Source organism: Pseudomonas sp. AC172 (assembly GCF_979258595.1).
Genome location: NZ_OZ409868.1, coordinates 2,729,291 through 2,744,395, shown reverse-complemented (window position 1 = coordinate 2,744,395; position 15,105 = coordinate 2,729,291). Strand labels below are relative to the sequence as shown.

Annotated in this window: 13 protein-coding genes; 4 read left to right on the top strand and 9 right to left on the bottom strand. The window is 58.1% G+C overall.

The features are described from left to right. Positions 1-45: 45 nt before the first annotated feature. The 5 genes from ACZ0A4_RS12180 to ACZ0A4_RS12160 form a co-directional block, all read right to left on the bottom strand. Positions 46-1,065, bottom strand: a complete 1,020-nt coding sequence (locus tag ACZ0A4_RS12180; RefSeq protein ID WP_053121443.1) for a branched-chain amino acid aminotransferase — start codon at positions 1,063-1,065, stop codon at positions 46-48. 233 nt (positions 1,066-1,298) lie between these two features. Further along, the gene (lpdA, locus tag ACZ0A4_RS12175) at positions 1,299-2,672 is read right to left on the bottom strand and encodes a dihydrolipoyl dehydrogenase (RefSeq protein WP_463574888.1); all 1,374 of its coding nucleotides are present in this window, start codon (positions 2,670-2,672) and stop codon (positions 1,299-1,301) included. Between the two features lie 7 nt (positions 2,673-2,679). Further along, complete coding sequence (locus tag ACZ0A4_RS12170) at positions 2,680-3,951, bottom strand: dihydrolipoamide acetyltransferase family protein (protein WP_463574887.1); 1,272 nt, start codon at positions 3,949-3,951, stop codon at positions 2,680-2,682. Continuing rightward, positions 3,952-5,010, bottom strand: coding sequence for an alpha-ketoacid dehydrogenase subunit beta (locus ACZ0A4_RS12165; protein WP_003224000.1), 1,059 nt, complete (start codon positions 5,008-5,010; stop codon positions 3,952-3,954). A 1-nt stretch (position 5,011) separates the two neighbouring features. Next, complete coding sequence (locus tag ACZ0A4_RS12160) at positions 5,012-6,247, bottom strand: 3-methyl-2-oxobutanoate dehydrogenase (2-methylpropanoyl-transferring) subunit alpha (RefSeq protein ID WP_160058537.1); 1,236 nt, start codon at positions 6,245-6,247, stop codon at positions 5,012-5,014. Positions 6,248-6,432: 185 nt separating this feature from the next. On the opposite strand from ACZ0A4_RS12160, the gene bkdR reads away from it, so the two are divergent. Beyond that, positions 6,433-6,921 carry a Bkd operon transcriptional regulator BkdR gene (gene bkdR, locus ACZ0A4_RS12155; protein WP_008059350.1) on the top strand — a complete coding sequence of 163 codons (489 nt, stop codon included), beginning with the start codon at positions 6,433-6,435 and terminating at the stop codon, positions 6,919-6,921. Positions 6,922-6,947: 26 nt separating this feature from the next. On the opposite strand, the gene ACZ0A4_RS12150 is transcribed toward bkdR, so the two are convergent. Further along, complete coding sequence (locus ACZ0A4_RS12150; RefSeq protein ID WP_463574886.1) at positions 6,948-9,476, bottom strand: UvrD-helicase domain-containing protein; 2,529 nt, start codon at positions 9,474-9,476, stop codon at positions 6,948-6,950. A 202-nt stretch (positions 9,477-9,678) separates the two neighbouring features. Next, complete coding sequence (locus tag ACZ0A4_RS12145; RefSeq protein ID WP_463574885.1) at positions 9,679-10,542, bottom strand: MBL fold metallo-hydrolase; 864 nt, start codon at positions 10,540-10,542, stop codon at positions 9,679-9,681. A 104-nt stretch (positions 10,543-10,646) separates the two neighbouring features. On the opposite strand from ACZ0A4_RS12145, the gene ACZ0A4_RS12140 reads away from it, so the two are divergent. From ACZ0A4_RS12140 to ACZ0A4_RS12130, 3 genes are all read left to right on the top strand, one after another. Continuing rightward, positions 10,647-10,988: an ArsR/SmtB family transcription factor gene (locus tag ACZ0A4_RS12140; protein ID WP_008086967.1), complete on the top strand. Its 342-nt coding sequence runs from the start codon at positions 10,647-10,649 to the stop codon at positions 10,986-10,988. A gap of 167 nt (positions 10,989-11,155) precedes the next feature. After that, the gene (locus tag ACZ0A4_RS12135) at positions 11,156-12,400 is read left to right on the top strand and encodes an NAD(P)/FAD-dependent oxidoreductase (protein WP_463574884.1); all 1,245 of its coding nucleotides are present in this window, start codon (positions 11,156-11,158) and stop codon (positions 12,398-12,400) included. A 9-nt stretch (positions 12,401-12,409) separates the two neighbouring features. Further along, complete coding sequence (locus tag ACZ0A4_RS12130; RefSeq protein ID WP_463574883.1) at positions 12,410-13,210, top strand: sulfite exporter TauE/SafE family protein; 801 nt, start codon at positions 12,410-12,412, stop codon at positions 13,208-13,210. A 43-nt stretch (positions 13,211-13,253) separates the two neighbouring features. On the opposite strand, the gene ACZ0A4_RS12125 is transcribed toward ACZ0A4_RS12130, so the two are convergent. Continuing rightward, complete coding sequence (locus ACZ0A4_RS12125; protein ID WP_397481281.1) at positions 13,254-14,534, bottom strand: TRAP transporter large permease; 1,281 nt, start codon at positions 14,532-14,534, stop codon at positions 13,254-13,256. Next, on the bottom strand, positions 14,534-15,061 hold the full coding sequence (locus ACZ0A4_RS12120; RefSeq protein WP_463574882.1) for a TRAP transporter small permease: 528 nt from the start codon (positions 15,059-15,061) through the stop codon (positions 14,534-14,536). Before ACZ0A4_RS12120 ends, ACZ0A4_RS12125 begins: the two co-directional genes overlap by 1 nt. Positions 15,062-15,105 lie beyond the last annotated feature (44 nt).

Here is a 15,105-nt window from a genome sequence, read left to right as displayed (position 1 = left end):
ACCAATCACTCAGTGGAGGGCTTTTCTACATCAGCAGCCGTCAAATCAAACCTTGACGATCCAGCCCGCTGGCGCTTCGATGTCGCCGGTCTGTACGCCAGTCAGCTCTTTGTAGAGCTTCTGGGTCACAGGACCCACTTCGGTTTCGCTGTGGAACACGTGCAGATGGTCGTTGTAGCTGATGCCACCGATCGGGGTGATCACCGCAGCCGTACCGCAAGCGCCGGCTTCCTTGAAGTCCGACAGCTTGTCGATCAGCACATCGCCTTCAACCACTTCCAGGCCCAGACGCGATTTCGCCAGCTCGATCAGCGACAGACGGGTGATGCCTGGCAGAACCGACGGCGAGTTCGGGGTGATGAACTTGTTGTCGTGGGTGATCCCGAAGAAGTTGGCCGAACCGACTTCTTCGATCTTGGTGTGGGTCATCGGGTCCAGGTAGATCGCATCGGCGAAGTTGGCTTTCTTCGCTTTCGAGCCCGGCATCAGGCTGGCCGCGTAGTTGCCGCCGACCTTGGCCGCGCCGGTGCCTTGTGGGGCCGCGCGGTCGTAGCTGGAGATCTGGAAGTTGTGCGGGGTCAGGCCGCCCTTGAAGTAGGCACCGACCGGGATGCAGAAGATCGAGAAGATGAACTCGGGGGCAGTGCGCACGCCGATGTTGTCACCCACGCCGATCACGAACGGACGCAGGTACAACGCGCCGCCGGTGCCGTAGGGCGGAATGAAGCGCTCGTTGGCGCGAACCACTTCTTTACAGGCTTCGATGAACTGCTCGGTGTCGACCGTCGGCATCAGCAGACGCGCGCAACTGCGTTGCATACGCAGGGCGTTCTGATCCGGGCGGAACAGGTTGATCGAGCCGTCCTTGCAACGATAGGCCTTCATGCCTTCGAAGCACTGCTGGCCATAGTGAAGGGCTGTCGAGCCTTCGCTGATGTGCAGCACGTTATCTTCGGTCAGGGTGCCCTTGTCCCACTCGCCATCGCGAAAGTACGACAGATAGCGTTTGTCGGTCTTGATGTAGTCAAAACCCAGCTTGTCCCAATTGATGCTTTCGTTACCCATGACACCCTCTATCACTGAACAACCGTCGAAACGGTTCAAGGCTTCTGACGTTTTTTGGATGGGCACAACAATACTTCATTCTTGAGCGGTTTCGCAGCCCGGACTATCGGATGACACACAGATAGTTCCGGTTGCCCCTGAGAATTCGCGAGCAGGCTCGCTCCCACATTTGAAATGCATTCCCATTGTGGGAGCGAGCCTGCTCGCGAAGGGGCCATCACCGCCAACCATCATCACAGGTGCAACGCATGCCCCAAAGCACGCAACGCCGCTTCCTGCACCGCTTCGCCCAAAGTCGGATGCGCATGAATGGTGCCGCCGATGTCCTCCAGCCGCGCGCCCATTTCCAGGCTTTGCGCAAACGCTGTCGACAACTCCGACACGCCAACGCCCACCGCTTGCCAGCCGACAATCACATGGTTATCCCGACGAGCAACCACGCGCACGAAGCCGCTTTTCGATTCCAGCGTCATCGCCCGGCCGTTGGCGGCGAACGGGAAACTGGAAACGATGCAGTCCAGACCCGCAGCTTTTGCTTCGTCCGGGGTTTTGCCGACCACCACCAGTTCCGGATCGGTAAAGCACACCGCCGCAATGGCCGTCGGGTTGAACTCGCGGGTTTTGCCGCTGATCAGCTCGGCAACCATCTCGCCCTGAGCCATGGCGCGGTGGGCCAGCATCGGCTCGCCGCTCAGATCGCCGATGGCGTAGACGTTGCGCATGCTGGTCTGGCAGCGGCTGTCGATCTTGATCGCCGAACCATTCATCTCCAGATTCAGCGCTTCAAGGTTCCAGCCCTGGGTGTTCGGTTTGCGACCGACGGCGACCAGCACCTGATCGGTTTCCAGGTTCAGGGTTTCACCTTCGGGATCACGCACCTGCAAAGTGCCATCGAAACCCAGCACGCTGTGTTTCAGATACAGCTTCACGCCCAGTTGCTTCAGCGCGTCATGCACCGGTTGCGTCAGTTCAGCGTCGTAGGCCGGCAGGATGCGATCCTGCGCCTCGACCACACTGACGTCGGCCCCTAGCTTGCGATAAGCGATGCCCAGTTCCAGACCAATGTAACCGCCGCCCACCACGACCAGGCGTTTTGGCACGGATTTCGGTGCCAGTGCTTCGGTGGAGGAGATGATCGGCCCGCCAAGCGGCAGGATCGGCAGGTTGATGCTGGTCGAACCGGTGGCCAGCACCAAGTGCTCGCACTGGATGCGCGTGTCGCCGACATCCACGGTTTTACCGTCGATGACCTTGGCCCAGCCATTGATGACCTGAACCTTGTTCTTCTTCAGCAGCGCAGCAACACCGGTGGTCAGGCGATCAACAATGCCGTCCTTCCACTCGACGCTTTTAGTGATGTCGAGGGTCGGCGCGGAAACGCTGATGCCCAGCGCCGAATGCTGGCTGTGATGCTGGGTCTGGTGAAACTGCTCAGCCACGTGAATCAGCGCCTTCGACGGGATGCAGCCGATGTTCAGGCAGGTGCCGCCCAGCGACTGGCCTTCGACCAGAATTGTCGCAATGCCCAGTTGCCCGGCGCGGATCGCTGTTACATAACCGCCGGGGCCGCCGCCGATGATCAGCAGCGTAGTGTTCAGAGATTGCATGCGCGCCTTACTCCACAAACAAAGTGGCAGGTTGTTCGATCAAGCCACGAATGGCCTGGATGAAGAGTGCCGCGTCCATGCCATCGACCACGCGGTGATCGAAGGAACTGGAGAGGTTCATCATCTTGCGGATCACCACCTGGCCTTTGACGACCATCGGCCGTTCAACGATTTTGTTGACGCCGACGATGGCCACTTCCGGCAGGTTCAACACCGGGGTGCTGACGATGCCGCCCAGCGCACCGAGGCTGGTCAGGGTGATGGTCGAGCCAGACAACTCGTCGCGGCTGGCCTTGCCATTGCGCGCGGCGTTGGCCAAACGCGAAATCTCGGCGGCGCTGTCCCACAGGCTGCGCGCCTCGGCGTGACGCACCACCGGCACCATCAGGCCGACATCGCTTTGCGTGGCGACGCCGACATGCACCGCACCGAGGCGGGTGATGACCTGAGCTTCGTCGTCGTAACGGGCGTTCATCTGCGGGAAGTCGCGCAGGGCGACGACCAAGGCGCGGACGAGGAACGGCAGCAAGGTCAACTTGCCACGGCTGGCACCGTGTTTTTCATTCAGATGCGCGCGCAGTTCTTCAATTGCGGTGACATCGATTTCTTCGACATAGCTGAAGTGTGCGGCACGCTGGGTAGCGTCCTGCATGCGCTGGGCAATCTTGCGGCGCATGCCGATGACTTGAATCTGTTCTTCGTCATTACGCTGGGCGTAAGCAGCGGCAACCGGCGCCGAGGCGTTCGACTGACCTTGCGCCAGATAGGCCTCAAGGTCTTCGTGCAACACACGACCGGCCGGGCCGGAACCGCGCACCAGACGCAATTGAATCCCCAGATCCAAGGCATGTTTGCGCACGGCCGGCGAGGCGAGAGGGCGTTCGTCTGCTTCGCGAGCAACCATCGGGCCTTGGCAAACAGGAGCAGGGCGCGGCGCGGCTGCAGCAGGTTTGCTCTCAACAACGGCTTCAATTTTCGGGGCAACAGGCGTCTCTTTGACAGGTGCAGGTGCGGCGGAGTCTTTAAGGTTGCCGGCACCTTCAACCTCGATGCTGATCAGCACACTGCCAACCGCCATCACTTCACCCGGCTGACCGCCGAGGGCAATCACCTTGCCGTGTACTGGCGACGGAATATCGACCATCGCCTTGTCGGTCATCACGTCCGCCAGCACCTGATCTTCAACCACCAGATCGCCAACCTTGACGTGCCATTGCGACAGTTCTACTTCTGCGATGCCTTCGCCGATGTCCGGCATCTTGATAACGTGCGTGCCCATTCAGACCTCCATGACCCGTTTCAACGCCGCACCCACTCGGGACGGCCCTGGGAAATACGCCCACTCTTGCGCGTGCGGGTAAGGGGTGTCCCAACCAGTGACGCGTTCGATCGGCGCTTCCAGGTGATGGAAGCAATGCTCTTGCACCAGCGACACCAGTTCGGCGCCGAAACCGCAGGTGCGGGTGGCTTCGTGAACCACCACGCAGCGGCCGGTTTTCTTCACCGACTTGACGATGGTTTCCAGGTCCAGCGGCCACAGGCTGCGCAGGTCGATAACTTCGGCATCGACGCCGGATTCTTCGGCTGCGACTTGCGACACGTAAACGGTGGTGCCGTAAGTCAGCACGGTCACGTCCTTGCCCGGACGGGTGATCGCGGCCACGTCCAGCGGCACGGTGTAGTAACCGTCCGGAACCTGGGCTTGCGGGTGTTTCGACCACGGGGTTACCGGGCGGTCGTGGTGACCGTCGAACGGGCCGTTGTACAGGCGTTTTGGCTCGAGGAAGATCACCGGGTCATCGTTTTCGATGGAGGCAATCAGCAGGCCTTTGGCGTCATATGGGTTGGACGGCATCACGGTGCGCAAGCCGCACACCTGAGTGAACATCGCCTCGATGCTCTGGCTGTGGGTCTGGCCGCCGTAGATGCCGCCGCCGCATGGCATGCGCAAGGTCATCGGCGCGGTGAACTCGCCAGCCGAGCGATAGCGCAGGCGCGCCGCTTCGGAAATGATCTGGTCGGAGGCGGGGTAGACGTAGTCGGCGAACTGAATCTCGGCGACCGGACGCAGACCGTAAGCGCCCATGCCGACGGCCACACCGACGATGCCGCTTTCCGAGATCGGTGCGTCGAATACGCGCGAGGTGCCGTATTTGGTCTGCAGGCCTTCGGTGCAACGGAACACGCCGCCGAAGTAACCGACGTCCTGACCGAACACGACGACGTTGTCATCACGCTCAAGCATCACATCCATGGCCGAGCGCAGGGCCTGGATCATGGTCATGGTGGTCGTGGTCATGGCGGTTTCCAACTGAATATTGTTGTTGTGATCGTTCATGTCAGATCCCCAACTGCTGACGCTGGCGCTTCAAGTGCTCCGGCATCTCTTTGTAAACGTCTTCGAACATGGTCGCGGCGCTTGGAATCTGGCCGCCGGCGAGGGTGCCGTACTGTTCGGCCTGTTTCTGCGCGGCAATCACTTCGGCTTCGAGTTCGGCGCTGACAGCGGCGTGCTCTTCGTCTGACCAGTGGCCGACCTTGATCAGGTGTTGCTTCAGGCGGGCGATCGGGTCGCCGAGCGGGAAGTGGCTCCAGTCATCGGCAGGCCGATATTTCGACGGATCGTCGGAAGTCGAGTGCGGGCCGGCGCGGTAGGTGACCCATTCGATCATGGTCGGGCCGAGGTTGCGGCGGGCGCGTTCGGCAGCCCAGGCAGAAGCGGCGTAGACCGCGTAGAAGTCGTTGCCATCAACCCGCAGCGAAGCGATGCCGCAACCGACGCCGCGTCCGGCGAAGGTGGTGGCTTCACCGCCGGCAATCGCCTGGAAGGTCGAAATTGCCCATTGGTTGTTGACCACGTTGAGGATCACCGGCGCGCGATAAACGTGGGCGAAGGTGAGGGCGGTGTGGAAGTCCGATTCGGCGGTGGCGCCGTCACCGATCCACGCCGAGGCGATTTTGGTGTCGCCCTTGATCGCCGAGGCCATGCCCCAGCCCACACCCTGAATGAACTGGGTGGCGAGGTTGCCGGAAATGGTGAAGAAACCGGCGTCCTTGACCGAGTACATGATCGGCAACTGCCGGCCCTTGAGCGGGTCGCGCTCGTTGGACAGCAGTTGGCAGATCAGGTCGACCAGCGGCACTTCGCGGGCCATCAGAATGCTTTGCTGACGGTAGGTCGGAAAGCACATGTCGTCGATGTTCAAGGCCAACGCCTGAGCACTGCCGATGGCTTCTTCGCCGAGGCTCTGCATGTAGAACGACATTTTTTTCTGACGCTGGGCAACGACCATACGGTTGTCGTAGATGCGCGTCTTGAGCATGGCGCGCATGCCTTTACGCAGAATCTCGACCGGCACGTTCTCGGCCCATGGGCCGAGGGCGTTGCCCTGATCGTCGAGCACGCGAATAAGGCCACGCGCCAAATCGGCGGTGTCGGCAGGTTCGACGTCGATGGAAGGTTTGCGCACCGTACCGGCATCGGTCAGATGCAGGTAGGAGAAGTCGGTTTTGCAGCCGGGACGGCCCGAGGGTTCAGGGACGTGCAGGCGCAGCGGTTCATACGCTTGGGTCATGGCTTCTACGCTCGATCTTGTGAATTTCTTGTAGTGAGCTGGCAGTCATTCTTCGGTAGAAGAAATCTTGTCCTACAACAATCATAGGCCCGGGCAAGAAGAATATTTATCTCTGTTTCGTTGCGCTGGAGACGATTTGCAGATAGAAATTCTGCATAAACATAAAAAACAGGTGGTTTTGTCTCATGCGCAAACTGGACCGTACCGACATCGGCATTCTCAACAGCCTTCAGGAGAACGCGCGCATCACCAACGCCGACCTCGCCCGCTCGGTCAATCTGTCGCCGACACCGTGTTTCAACCGGGTGAAAGCGATGGAGGAATTGGGGCTGATTCGCGAGCAAGTGACGCTGCTGGACGCCGACCTGCTGGGGCTGCACGTGAACGTGTTCATCCACGTCAGCCTGGAAAAACAGGTCGAGGAGGCGTTGCAGCATTTTGAGGAAGCGATTTCCGATCGCCCCGAGGTGATGGAGTGTTACCTGATGGCCGGAGACCCGGACTACCTCATACGGGTCTTGGTGCCGACCATTCAGTCTCTTGAGCGCTTCATGATGGACTTCCTTACAAAGGTTCCCGGCGTGGCGAACATTCGCTCAAGCTTTGCGCTGAAGCAGGTGCGATACAAAACGGCACTGCCGCTGCCGGCGAACGGTTTGACGTTGGGCACGTAGTGCTTTCGCCGTCTCTGGATAAATACCTATTGCGGCGAAACAGCTGAAACTCCGGATGTTTCCTGATGAGTCCACTTTTTGTAGCATCCGGATTTAAGATTGGCATAACCGGATGCATTGGTTCCGCTTTGTTTGGCCGTCGCGGTGATCTCTCGATCAACCAGCCAATGACATCTGAGTTCGGCTCGTGTAATACCTACGTAAGCTAAACGTAGTGCCTCATCCGATTGAGCTTTGTCATAAGGCGCTGGCGATTTATCGCCAAGGTTAGTCAGGCTGTATATGTCGTTGCGTTTGGATTTCGTCGGTTTGTAGAAACAATCACCGATAACGAAAACAGATTGCGCCTGCAATCCTTTGGACTTGTGAAAGGTCATCAGTTTGACGTTGCGCTGTTTTTTTTGTGCGTCGTTCAATAAACCTCGCAGGGCGTTTTTGTATGCTTTCTCAACATCGCGAACGCGAAACACCATCAGTATGCTGTGACCGTCGTCATAGGCTTGTCTGACGAGTCGTAAAATCGTTTCGTCCGGTTCGTTGATTTTTTTATCCTTGGCCACGTAGTACAGGTGTACGGGCGTCTTGTCATTCATGACCTTTTCGTTCGCTGCAATCCCGTGCTTGGCTTTGTCGGTCGTGGTTGGACGGACAATTTGTTCGGCAGCATCAATGATTGTCTGGTGCGAACGGTAGTTGTTTTGCATGTACAGCGTGTTGCACGTATGAGCGTGGAAATGCTCGTGGAAGTCCATCAGATATTGGGGGGAACTGCCTCGCCAGCCATAGATGCTTTGCCAGTCGTCGCCGACGGCCATCAGGCTGTTGCCCAATCCAGGCAGGCCTTGATTACGAGTACGGATCTCTTTGCAGCATTGCCGTACCCAGGAAATGTTCAAGCCGGAGACATCCTGGAACTCATCAATCATGAGGTGCCGCATGCCGTCCAGTTCGGCCGTTGGAATGCGCTTTATATTTTCAGGATTATGCTCGCCGAACAGTGCGAATGCTTTGTTGAACGTGATGAGCTTTTTGGGCGACATACTTTCCAGATAGTCATGAAAGCCGCGCCAATATATCTGCAAGGCCAGGTAGAACGGCTGGCGTGGATCGCCCGGGGTAAATTCCAGTGAACCTATCGCCTGAACGACGTCCAAACCCAGGTTCTCAATGTAGTTGCCTTCGGCAAAGAACACCTCGGTCAGCTTCGTTTCCTTGATAGTCGTGCCCGGCAAGTGATAATCGAAACCGGCATCCTGAATGATCATGTGTTCGGCATTGCCGATCAAAGTCTGCGCAGCCATTACGTTATTGACGAGAATGTATTTTTTTCCACGATAACACTCACCAATCATTGCCTGGCGACTCCAGCTCTCCCGCTCAAGATTGACCGATTGGCCTTCACGCGTGGGAATCTCCGCCGCCTGATTTTTTGTATCTGGCCAGCCAAGAATAACTAAAGTGTCGTGCTCTGCCAGATAACCATTGGCTATGAATGGTTTACTCTCGATGTTAAAGGTTCGGCGCTCACTTACACCCGCAATCGGCCACAGACCCAATTCAATCCACGCTGCTTCAATCTCATCGCAAACGGCTTCATCGCTTTCTGACATCTTGCCGATGATGTAGCTTTTTGCCTTCTGCATACGCTCCGACATAGGATCAGGTGCGACGAAGACAATAGATTTGTAAAGGTCCAGGATATGCTTTTTGAATGCTGCGTCCTTTTCATACAGCGTGTTGAACACCTTGGAAAGTACGCCTCCCTGCTCAGTCGTGATTTTTGATGAGAAGGGGTTTTCCAGTTCGCCCTCATCTTCACTCGATTTTTTTGCGCCTAGAAAATCGAAGTAGTCGATAGGCGCATCCGAGAAGGCTTTCATAAAGCCGAATACCTTGCTGTGGAAAGTGCGCACCAGACTCCTGGTTTGATCCTCGCTCAGCTCTTTGCCCCACAATTTGAAGATGTTCACCATCTTTTTCTGCAAGTCTTTTTTAGACTCAGTGGTGAAAGTAGTCACCTGCATGTGATGAAGGGGTATGCCCAGGTGAAAGTGTTTAAGTACGACACGCAAGGCCAATGTCGTGGACTTGCCGGAACCCGCGCCAGCAATCACTGATGTACAGGTGGCGTCGGCAAAAATCATCGCCCACTGCTGATCGCTCGGTTGTTCTTTCTCATCAAGTTTTTCCCACACCTCGTCACGCATTTTCTGCTTGATAGCATCGGTGATGGGCATGAGCTCATTGTCAAAGAGACAGTGATCTTCTCCCGGCAATGATGCGGCAGAGCGCAGATCATTGATTTCTAGAACGGCGCGCCCCTTTGCATACCCGTCTGCGTAGCCAAGCTTCTTTCCGGCAAGCAAGCCTGTGTCATTGCCCAGTTTGATTCCTTCGTCTTTACCCTTGAAGAAAGAACGCCCGTCAATGGCTTTGAGTGCCTCAAGGGCCTTGGACAACAGGTAGGCGATTGCGCGTCGGGGAATCGAGAGGTCGCGATTGAATGTTTCAGTTTGCAGCTCAGGGGGTTGCCCGTGTGGAGAAGTTTGACTCATGGTGTCCCTGCAAAAGGTCTTCTCGACGAAGTCTGGCTTCGGCGATGTCCGTGTTATTACTCACCCGCGTGATTAAGTCGCAAGGTGTCTACCGGAGCGGTTTAGGTTTCCGGATATTACACGGTAGTGGCATTTTGGCTAGGGAACGACCTAGAGCGGTTCTTTCGTTGAGGGAGCGAAAAAAACGACGGGGCAGTTCAACTCACATCTTGTTGATCGGGATCTTCAGATACACGACGCCATTGTCCTCCGCCGGTGGCATATTCCCCGCCCGCACATTCACCTGAATCGCCGGCAGCAGCAGCGTTGGCATGCCCAGCCCGGCATCACGTTTTGTGCGCATTTCGACGAACGTCGCTTCATCGATCCCGTCATGCACATGAATATTGCTTTTGCGCTGCTCGCCGACGGTGGTTTGGCACTGCGCGACACGCCCTTCGGGCGGATAGTCGTGGCAAACGTAGAGTTTCACGCTGGCGGGGAAGGCCAGCAGTTTGTGGATCGAAGCAAATAACTGATGGGCGTTGCCGCCGGGGAAATCGCAGCGCGCGGTGCCGACATCCGGCATGAACAGCGTATCGCCCACCATGATCTGCTCGCCATCGATCAAATAAGCCATGTCCGCCGGCGTATGCCCGGGAACATGGAGGGCCGTGGCCTTGAGGTTACCGATGCGGAACGATTCGTTCGGCGCAAACAGGTGATCGAACTGTGAGCCGTCGACACAGAACTCCGGCTCCAGATTGAACAGCGCCTTGAACACGTGCTGCACTTTGCTGATCGATTCACCAATCGCGATTTTTCCACCCAGTTCCCGGCGCAGATATGGCGCGGCGGACAGGTGGTCGGCGTGGGCGTGGGTTTCCAGCAGCCACTGCACTTGCAGCCGATGCGCGCGGACGAAGGTGATGATCTTATCTGCTTGTGCGGTACAGGTTCGTCCCGCTGCACCGTCGTAATCGAGCACCGGGTCAACGATTGCGCACTGTCCGCCATCGGCTTCATAGACCACGTAGCTGTAGGTCGAGGAGGCGGGGTCGAGGAAGCCTTCAATCAGCGCGGGCATGGGCATGAACCTGTGCAGGATGAGGAAAAAACAGTCATGGGTTGCAACACTTTATGTTTAAACATAATGTTCGCAGCTTAAGTGACGTTGAAGGCATCGTGCAAATGCAATCCAGTCTGACCGAATGTGAAGTCGCCCAACTGCGCGCCTCGGCCTCCAAGGCCTGTGCATTGCTCAAGGCCCTGGCCAATGAAGATCGCTTGTTGATTCTGTGTCAACTGACCCAGGGTGAACGCAATGTCGGTGAGCTGGAAACCATGACCGGCGTGCGTCAGCCGACGCTGTCCCAGCAATTGGGCATCTTGCGCGATGAAGGCCTGGTCGCGACCCGCCGTGAAGGCAAATACATTTTTTACGGGCTGGCCAGTCACGAAGTGATTCAGGTGATGAAGACCCTGTCGGGGCTTTATTGCGGGGCGGTACTCAAAAGCTGGGAACAACCATAAATGCAAGTCAGAACACCACGTACCCTGTGGGAGCTGGCTTGCCAGCGATGAGGCCGGCACATCCGACATCTACGGTGAAGGACAGGCCGCCATCGCTGGCAAGCCAGCTCCCACAGGTTTAATGGTTGACTCGGAAAAATCCTTGCGTGCAGCAAAAGGAACAAGCAATGAACGATCAACACTGGGGCCCATCCATCAGTGCGGACATCGTGGTCATCGGCGGCGGCACTGCCGGTATCGGATTCGTCGCCAGTCTGCTCAAGCGTGATCCAGCCCTCAGCATCACAATCATTGAACCGGGCACTCACCATTACTACCAGCCGGCGTGGACGCTGGTTGGCGGTGGCGCCTACAACGTGAAAGACACCGCACGGCCAATGGCCAAGGTGATGCCTCGTCAGGCCACTTGGGTTCAAGCCGCCGTCACGGGCATCGATCCCGACAAAAAACAACTCACCCTCAACGACGATCGCACTGTCAGCTACCAGAACCTGATCGTCTGCCCCGGCCTGCGTCTCGCCTGGGAGAAAATCGAAGGTTTGCAGGAAAGCCTCGGCCAACATGGCGTCACCTCCAACTACAGCTATCAACACGCGCAATACACCTGGGATCAGGTGCAGCAACTGCGCGGTGGCAAAGCCTTGTTCACGCAACCGGCGATGCCGATCAAATGCGCCGGTGCACCGCAAAAGGCGCTGTATTTGTCCTGCGATCACTGGCTGAAACGCGGCGTGTTGAACAACATCAACGTTGAGTTCAATCTGGCCGGCGCTGCACTGTTCGGTGTGGCGACATTCGTCCCGCCGTTGATGAAATACATCGACAAGTACAACGCGCAACTGGCTTTCAACTCGAACCTGGTCAAGGTCGACGGCCCGGCGAAAACCGCGTGGTTCGAGATCAAGGATGCCACCGGCAACGTCACCCGCGAGGCGAAAACCTTCGACCTGCTGCACGTGGTGCCGCCACAAGTCTCGCCGGATTTCATCGCGCAGAGTCCGCTGGCCGACGCCGCCGGCTGGTGCGAAGTCAACCCGCACAGCCTGCAGCATCCGCGCTATGCCGAGGTGTTCGCACTCGGTGATATCTGTGGCACGACGAACGCCAAAACCGCCGCAGCAGTGCGCAAACAAGTGGTTGTGGTCGCGGAAAACCTGTTGGCCCTGCGCAAGCAGCAACCACTGCCGCTGAAGTACGACGGCTACGGTTCGTGCCCGCTAACGGTGGAGAAGGGCAAAGTGATCCTCGCCGAGTTCGGCTATGCCGGTAAATTGCTGCCGACGTTCCCTCTGGACCCGATGCAGGCGCGACGTTCGGCGTGGTTTCTCAAGGCGACGCTGCTGCCGTGGTTCTACTGGAACGGCATGCTCAAGGGCCGTGAGTGGCTGACTGGTCTGTCCAAGGTTGACTGAGAAAAACCTATGTTGCTGGCAAGTCTGTTTGGCGTGGTGATGGGATTGGTCCTCGGCTTGACCGGGGCCGGCGGTGGCATTCTGGCGGTGCCGGCGCTGGTGCTCGGGTTGGGCTGGACGATGACCCAGGCAGCGCCAGTGGCGTTGTTTGCGGTGGGCAGTGCGGCGGCGGTCGGCGCGATCGACGGTTTGCGTCATGGCCTGGTGCGTTATCGCGCGGCGTTGTTGATTGCGGCGTTGGGTGCGGTGTTTTCGCCGTTGGGGATCTACTTCGCGCATCAGTTGCCGGAGAAAATCCTGATGATTCTGTTCAGTCTGCTGATGGTCATGGTGGCCTGGCGCATGCTGCGCCGCGAGCGCCAGCAAGAGGGGCCGAGCGATCACGGTCACGCCAGTTGGGGTCAGAAGAATTGCATGCTCAATGAAGACACCGGGCGCTTCGACTGGACCGCCAAATGCACCGCTACATTGGCGGCGCTGGGCGCAATTACCGGCGTGGTGTCCGGATTGCTCGGTGTCGGTGGCGGCTTTTTGATTGTGCCGGCGTTCAAGCAACTGACCGACGTGCAGATGCGCGGGATTGTCGCGACGTCGTTGATGGTGATCAGTCTGATTTCGGCGATTGGCGTGATTGGATCGTTTCACGCAGGCGTGCGGATCGATGCGCAGGGTGGGGCGTTTATCGTGGCCAGCATTGTCGGCATGATCATCGGCCGCAAGCTGTGCGCACGGGTACCGACGCGGACGCTGCAGGTGGGGTTTGCCAGTGTTTGTCTGGCGGTGGCGGGGTATATGTTGTTGCGGGCTTAAGAAAAAGGCGCAGCCCATCAAGGGCTGCGATTTTTTTATCGGCTTACAACACCAGATGCGGCAACCACAACGAAATCGCCGGAACATACGTCACCAGCATCAACACCAGAAACAGCACCGCGTAAAACGGCAGCAGCGCTTTCACGGTGCTCTCGATACTGACCTTGCCCACCGCCGAACCGACAAACAGCACGGCGCCCACCGGCGGCGTTATCAGTCCGATCCCCAGGTTGACCAGCATGATCATGCCGAACTGCACCGGATCGACGCCGATGCCAAGAATCACCGGCATCAGGATCGGTGTGAGGATCAGGATCAGCGGCGCCATGTCCATCACCGTGCCGAGCAACAGCAGCATGACGTTGATGCACATCAGGATCACGTAGCGGTTGTCCGACAGGGTCAGGAACAGCGTGGTGATTTTCGCCGGGATCTGCATCAGCGTCATGATGTAGCCGAAGCTTGCGGCGAAGCCGATCAGGATCATCACGATCGAAATCGTCCGCACCGTGCGGTGCATCAGTTTCGGCAGCTCACGCCACTTGTAGTCGCGGTAGATGAACATGGTGACGAAGAACGCCCAGAGCACGGCGATCGCCGCCGACTCGGTCGCGGTGAAAATCCCGGAGAGAATCCCGCCAAGGATGATCACCATCGCCATCATCCCCCACAGCGCTTCGCCGACGATTTTCAACGCCTGGCGCATCGGGATCACTTCACCCTTTGGGTAGTTGCGCTTTTTCGCGAAGATCAGGCACAGCACCATCAGGCAGGCGCTCATCATCAGGCCCGGTACGATGCCCGCCATGAACAGCGAGGCAATCGAAACCGTGCCGCCGGCGGCCAGCGAGTAGAGCACCGAGTTGTGGCTTGGCGGGGTCAGCAGGGCTTGCACCGAACCGCTGACGGTCACGGCGGTGGAGAATTCCCGTGGATAGCCTTTGCGCTCCATTTCCGGAATCAGCACCGAACCCACCGAGGCGGTGTCGGCCACCGACGAACCGGAGATCGCGCCGAAGAAAGTCGACGCGACGATGTTGACCAGTGACAGGCCTCCGCGCACGAATCCAACCAGCACCCCGGCACACGCCACCAACCGGCGCGACATGCCGCCCTCGGCCATGATCGCACCGGCCAGCACGAAGAACGGAATGGCCAGCAGCGAGAATTTGTTCACCCCCGAAGCAACCTGGATCATCACCGCCTGGAACGGAATGTCGATCCACCAAGCCCCGATCAGGGCAGCAGCACCCAGCGCATAGGCGACCGGCATGCCGACGAGGATCAATACGATAAAACTGCCCAGCAGAATCAGAGCGTCCATTAGGCGGTACCTTCACTTTCTTCAACCAGATCGAACTGCACGACCCGCCGTTTGCTCTGGTCACCGAGCAAGAGTTTTTCCACAACGAAAATCAGCGTGAGCAAGCCGCCCAGTGGAATCGGCAAATAGGTCACGCCAACCCGCAGGTCGGGCAGGGCGGCCATGAACTGGTTCCAGGTGGACATGCACAGCTTGAAGCCCCAGAGGGTCATGAACAGGCAGATCAGGCCCATGAGCAGTTGGGAAAAAATCGACGCCGCGGTTCTCAGTTGCGGCGGCATGCGATCGGTGAGCATCGCCACGGCCATGTGCGCGCCAGCGCGATAACTGGCGGCAGCGCCGATAAAAGTGAACACCATCATCAGCAGAATCGCTGTGGGTTCCGGCCAGCTCGAGCCGGTGCCCAGCACATAGCGGGCAAACACGCCCCAAGGGATCATCAGGGAAATCGCCAGGACGGAAAGGCCGGCGACCCAGATGCACGTCATGTAAATCTTGTCGTTGATACGCAGCAGCAAATTCTTCATCGGGTTCCACCGTAACCGGGCGCGCCTCGAACATCGGGCGCGTC

Excerpts from the sequence above, each read along its gene's own strand:
- ACZ0A4_RS12120 (WP_463574882.1), bottom strand. The coding sequence starts at position 15,061 with ATGAAGAATTTGCTGCTGCGTATCAACGACAAGATTTACATGACGTGC.
- ACZ0A4_RS12130 (WP_463574883.1), top strand. The coding sequence starts at position 12,410 with ATGTTGCTGGCAAGTCTGTTTGGCGTGGTGATGGGATTGGTCCTCGGC.
- ACZ0A4_RS12180 (WP_053121443.1), bottom strand. The coding sequence starts at position 1,065 with ATGGGTAACGAAAGCATCAATTGGGACAAGCTGGGTTTTGACTACATC.
- bkdR (WP_008059350.1), top strand. The coding sequence starts at position 6,433 with ATGCGCAAACTGGACCGTACCGACATCGGCATTCTCAACAGCCTTCAG.
- lpdA (WP_463574888.1), bottom strand. The coding sequence starts at position 2,672 with ATGCAATCTCTGAACACTACGCTGCTGATCATCGGCGGCGGCCCCGGC.
- ACZ0A4_RS12135 (WP_463574884.1), top strand. The coding sequence starts at position 11,156 with ATGAACGATCAACACTGGGGCCCATCCATCAGTGCGGACATCGTGGTC.
- ACZ0A4_RS12160 (WP_160058537.1), bottom strand. The coding sequence starts at position 6,247 with ATGACCCAAGCGTATGAACCGCTGCGCCTGCACGTCCCTGAACCCTCG.
- ACZ0A4_RS12150 (WP_463574886.1), bottom strand. The coding sequence starts at position 9,476 with ATGAGTCAAACTTCTCCACACGGGCAACCCCCTGAGCTGCAAACTGAA.
- ACZ0A4_RS12125 (WP_397481281.1), bottom strand. The coding sequence starts at position 14,534 with ATGGACGCTCTGATTCTGCTGGGCAGTTTTATCGTATTGATCCTCGTC.
- ACZ0A4_RS12170 (WP_463574887.1), bottom strand. The coding sequence starts at position 3,951 with ATGGGCACGCACGTTATCAAGATGCCGGACATCGGCGAAGGCATCGCA.
- ACZ0A4_RS12140 (WP_008086967.1), top strand. The coding sequence starts at position 10,647 with ATGCAATCCAGTCTGACCGAATGTGAAGTCGCCCAACTGCGCGCCTCG.
- ACZ0A4_RS12145 (WP_463574885.1), bottom strand. The coding sequence starts at position 10,542 with ATGCCCGCGCTGATTGAAGGCTTCCTCGACCCCGCCTCCTCGACCTAC.
- ACZ0A4_RS12165 (WP_003224000.1), bottom strand. The coding sequence starts at position 5,010 with ATGAACGATCACAACAACAATATTCAGTTGGAAACCGCCATGACCACG.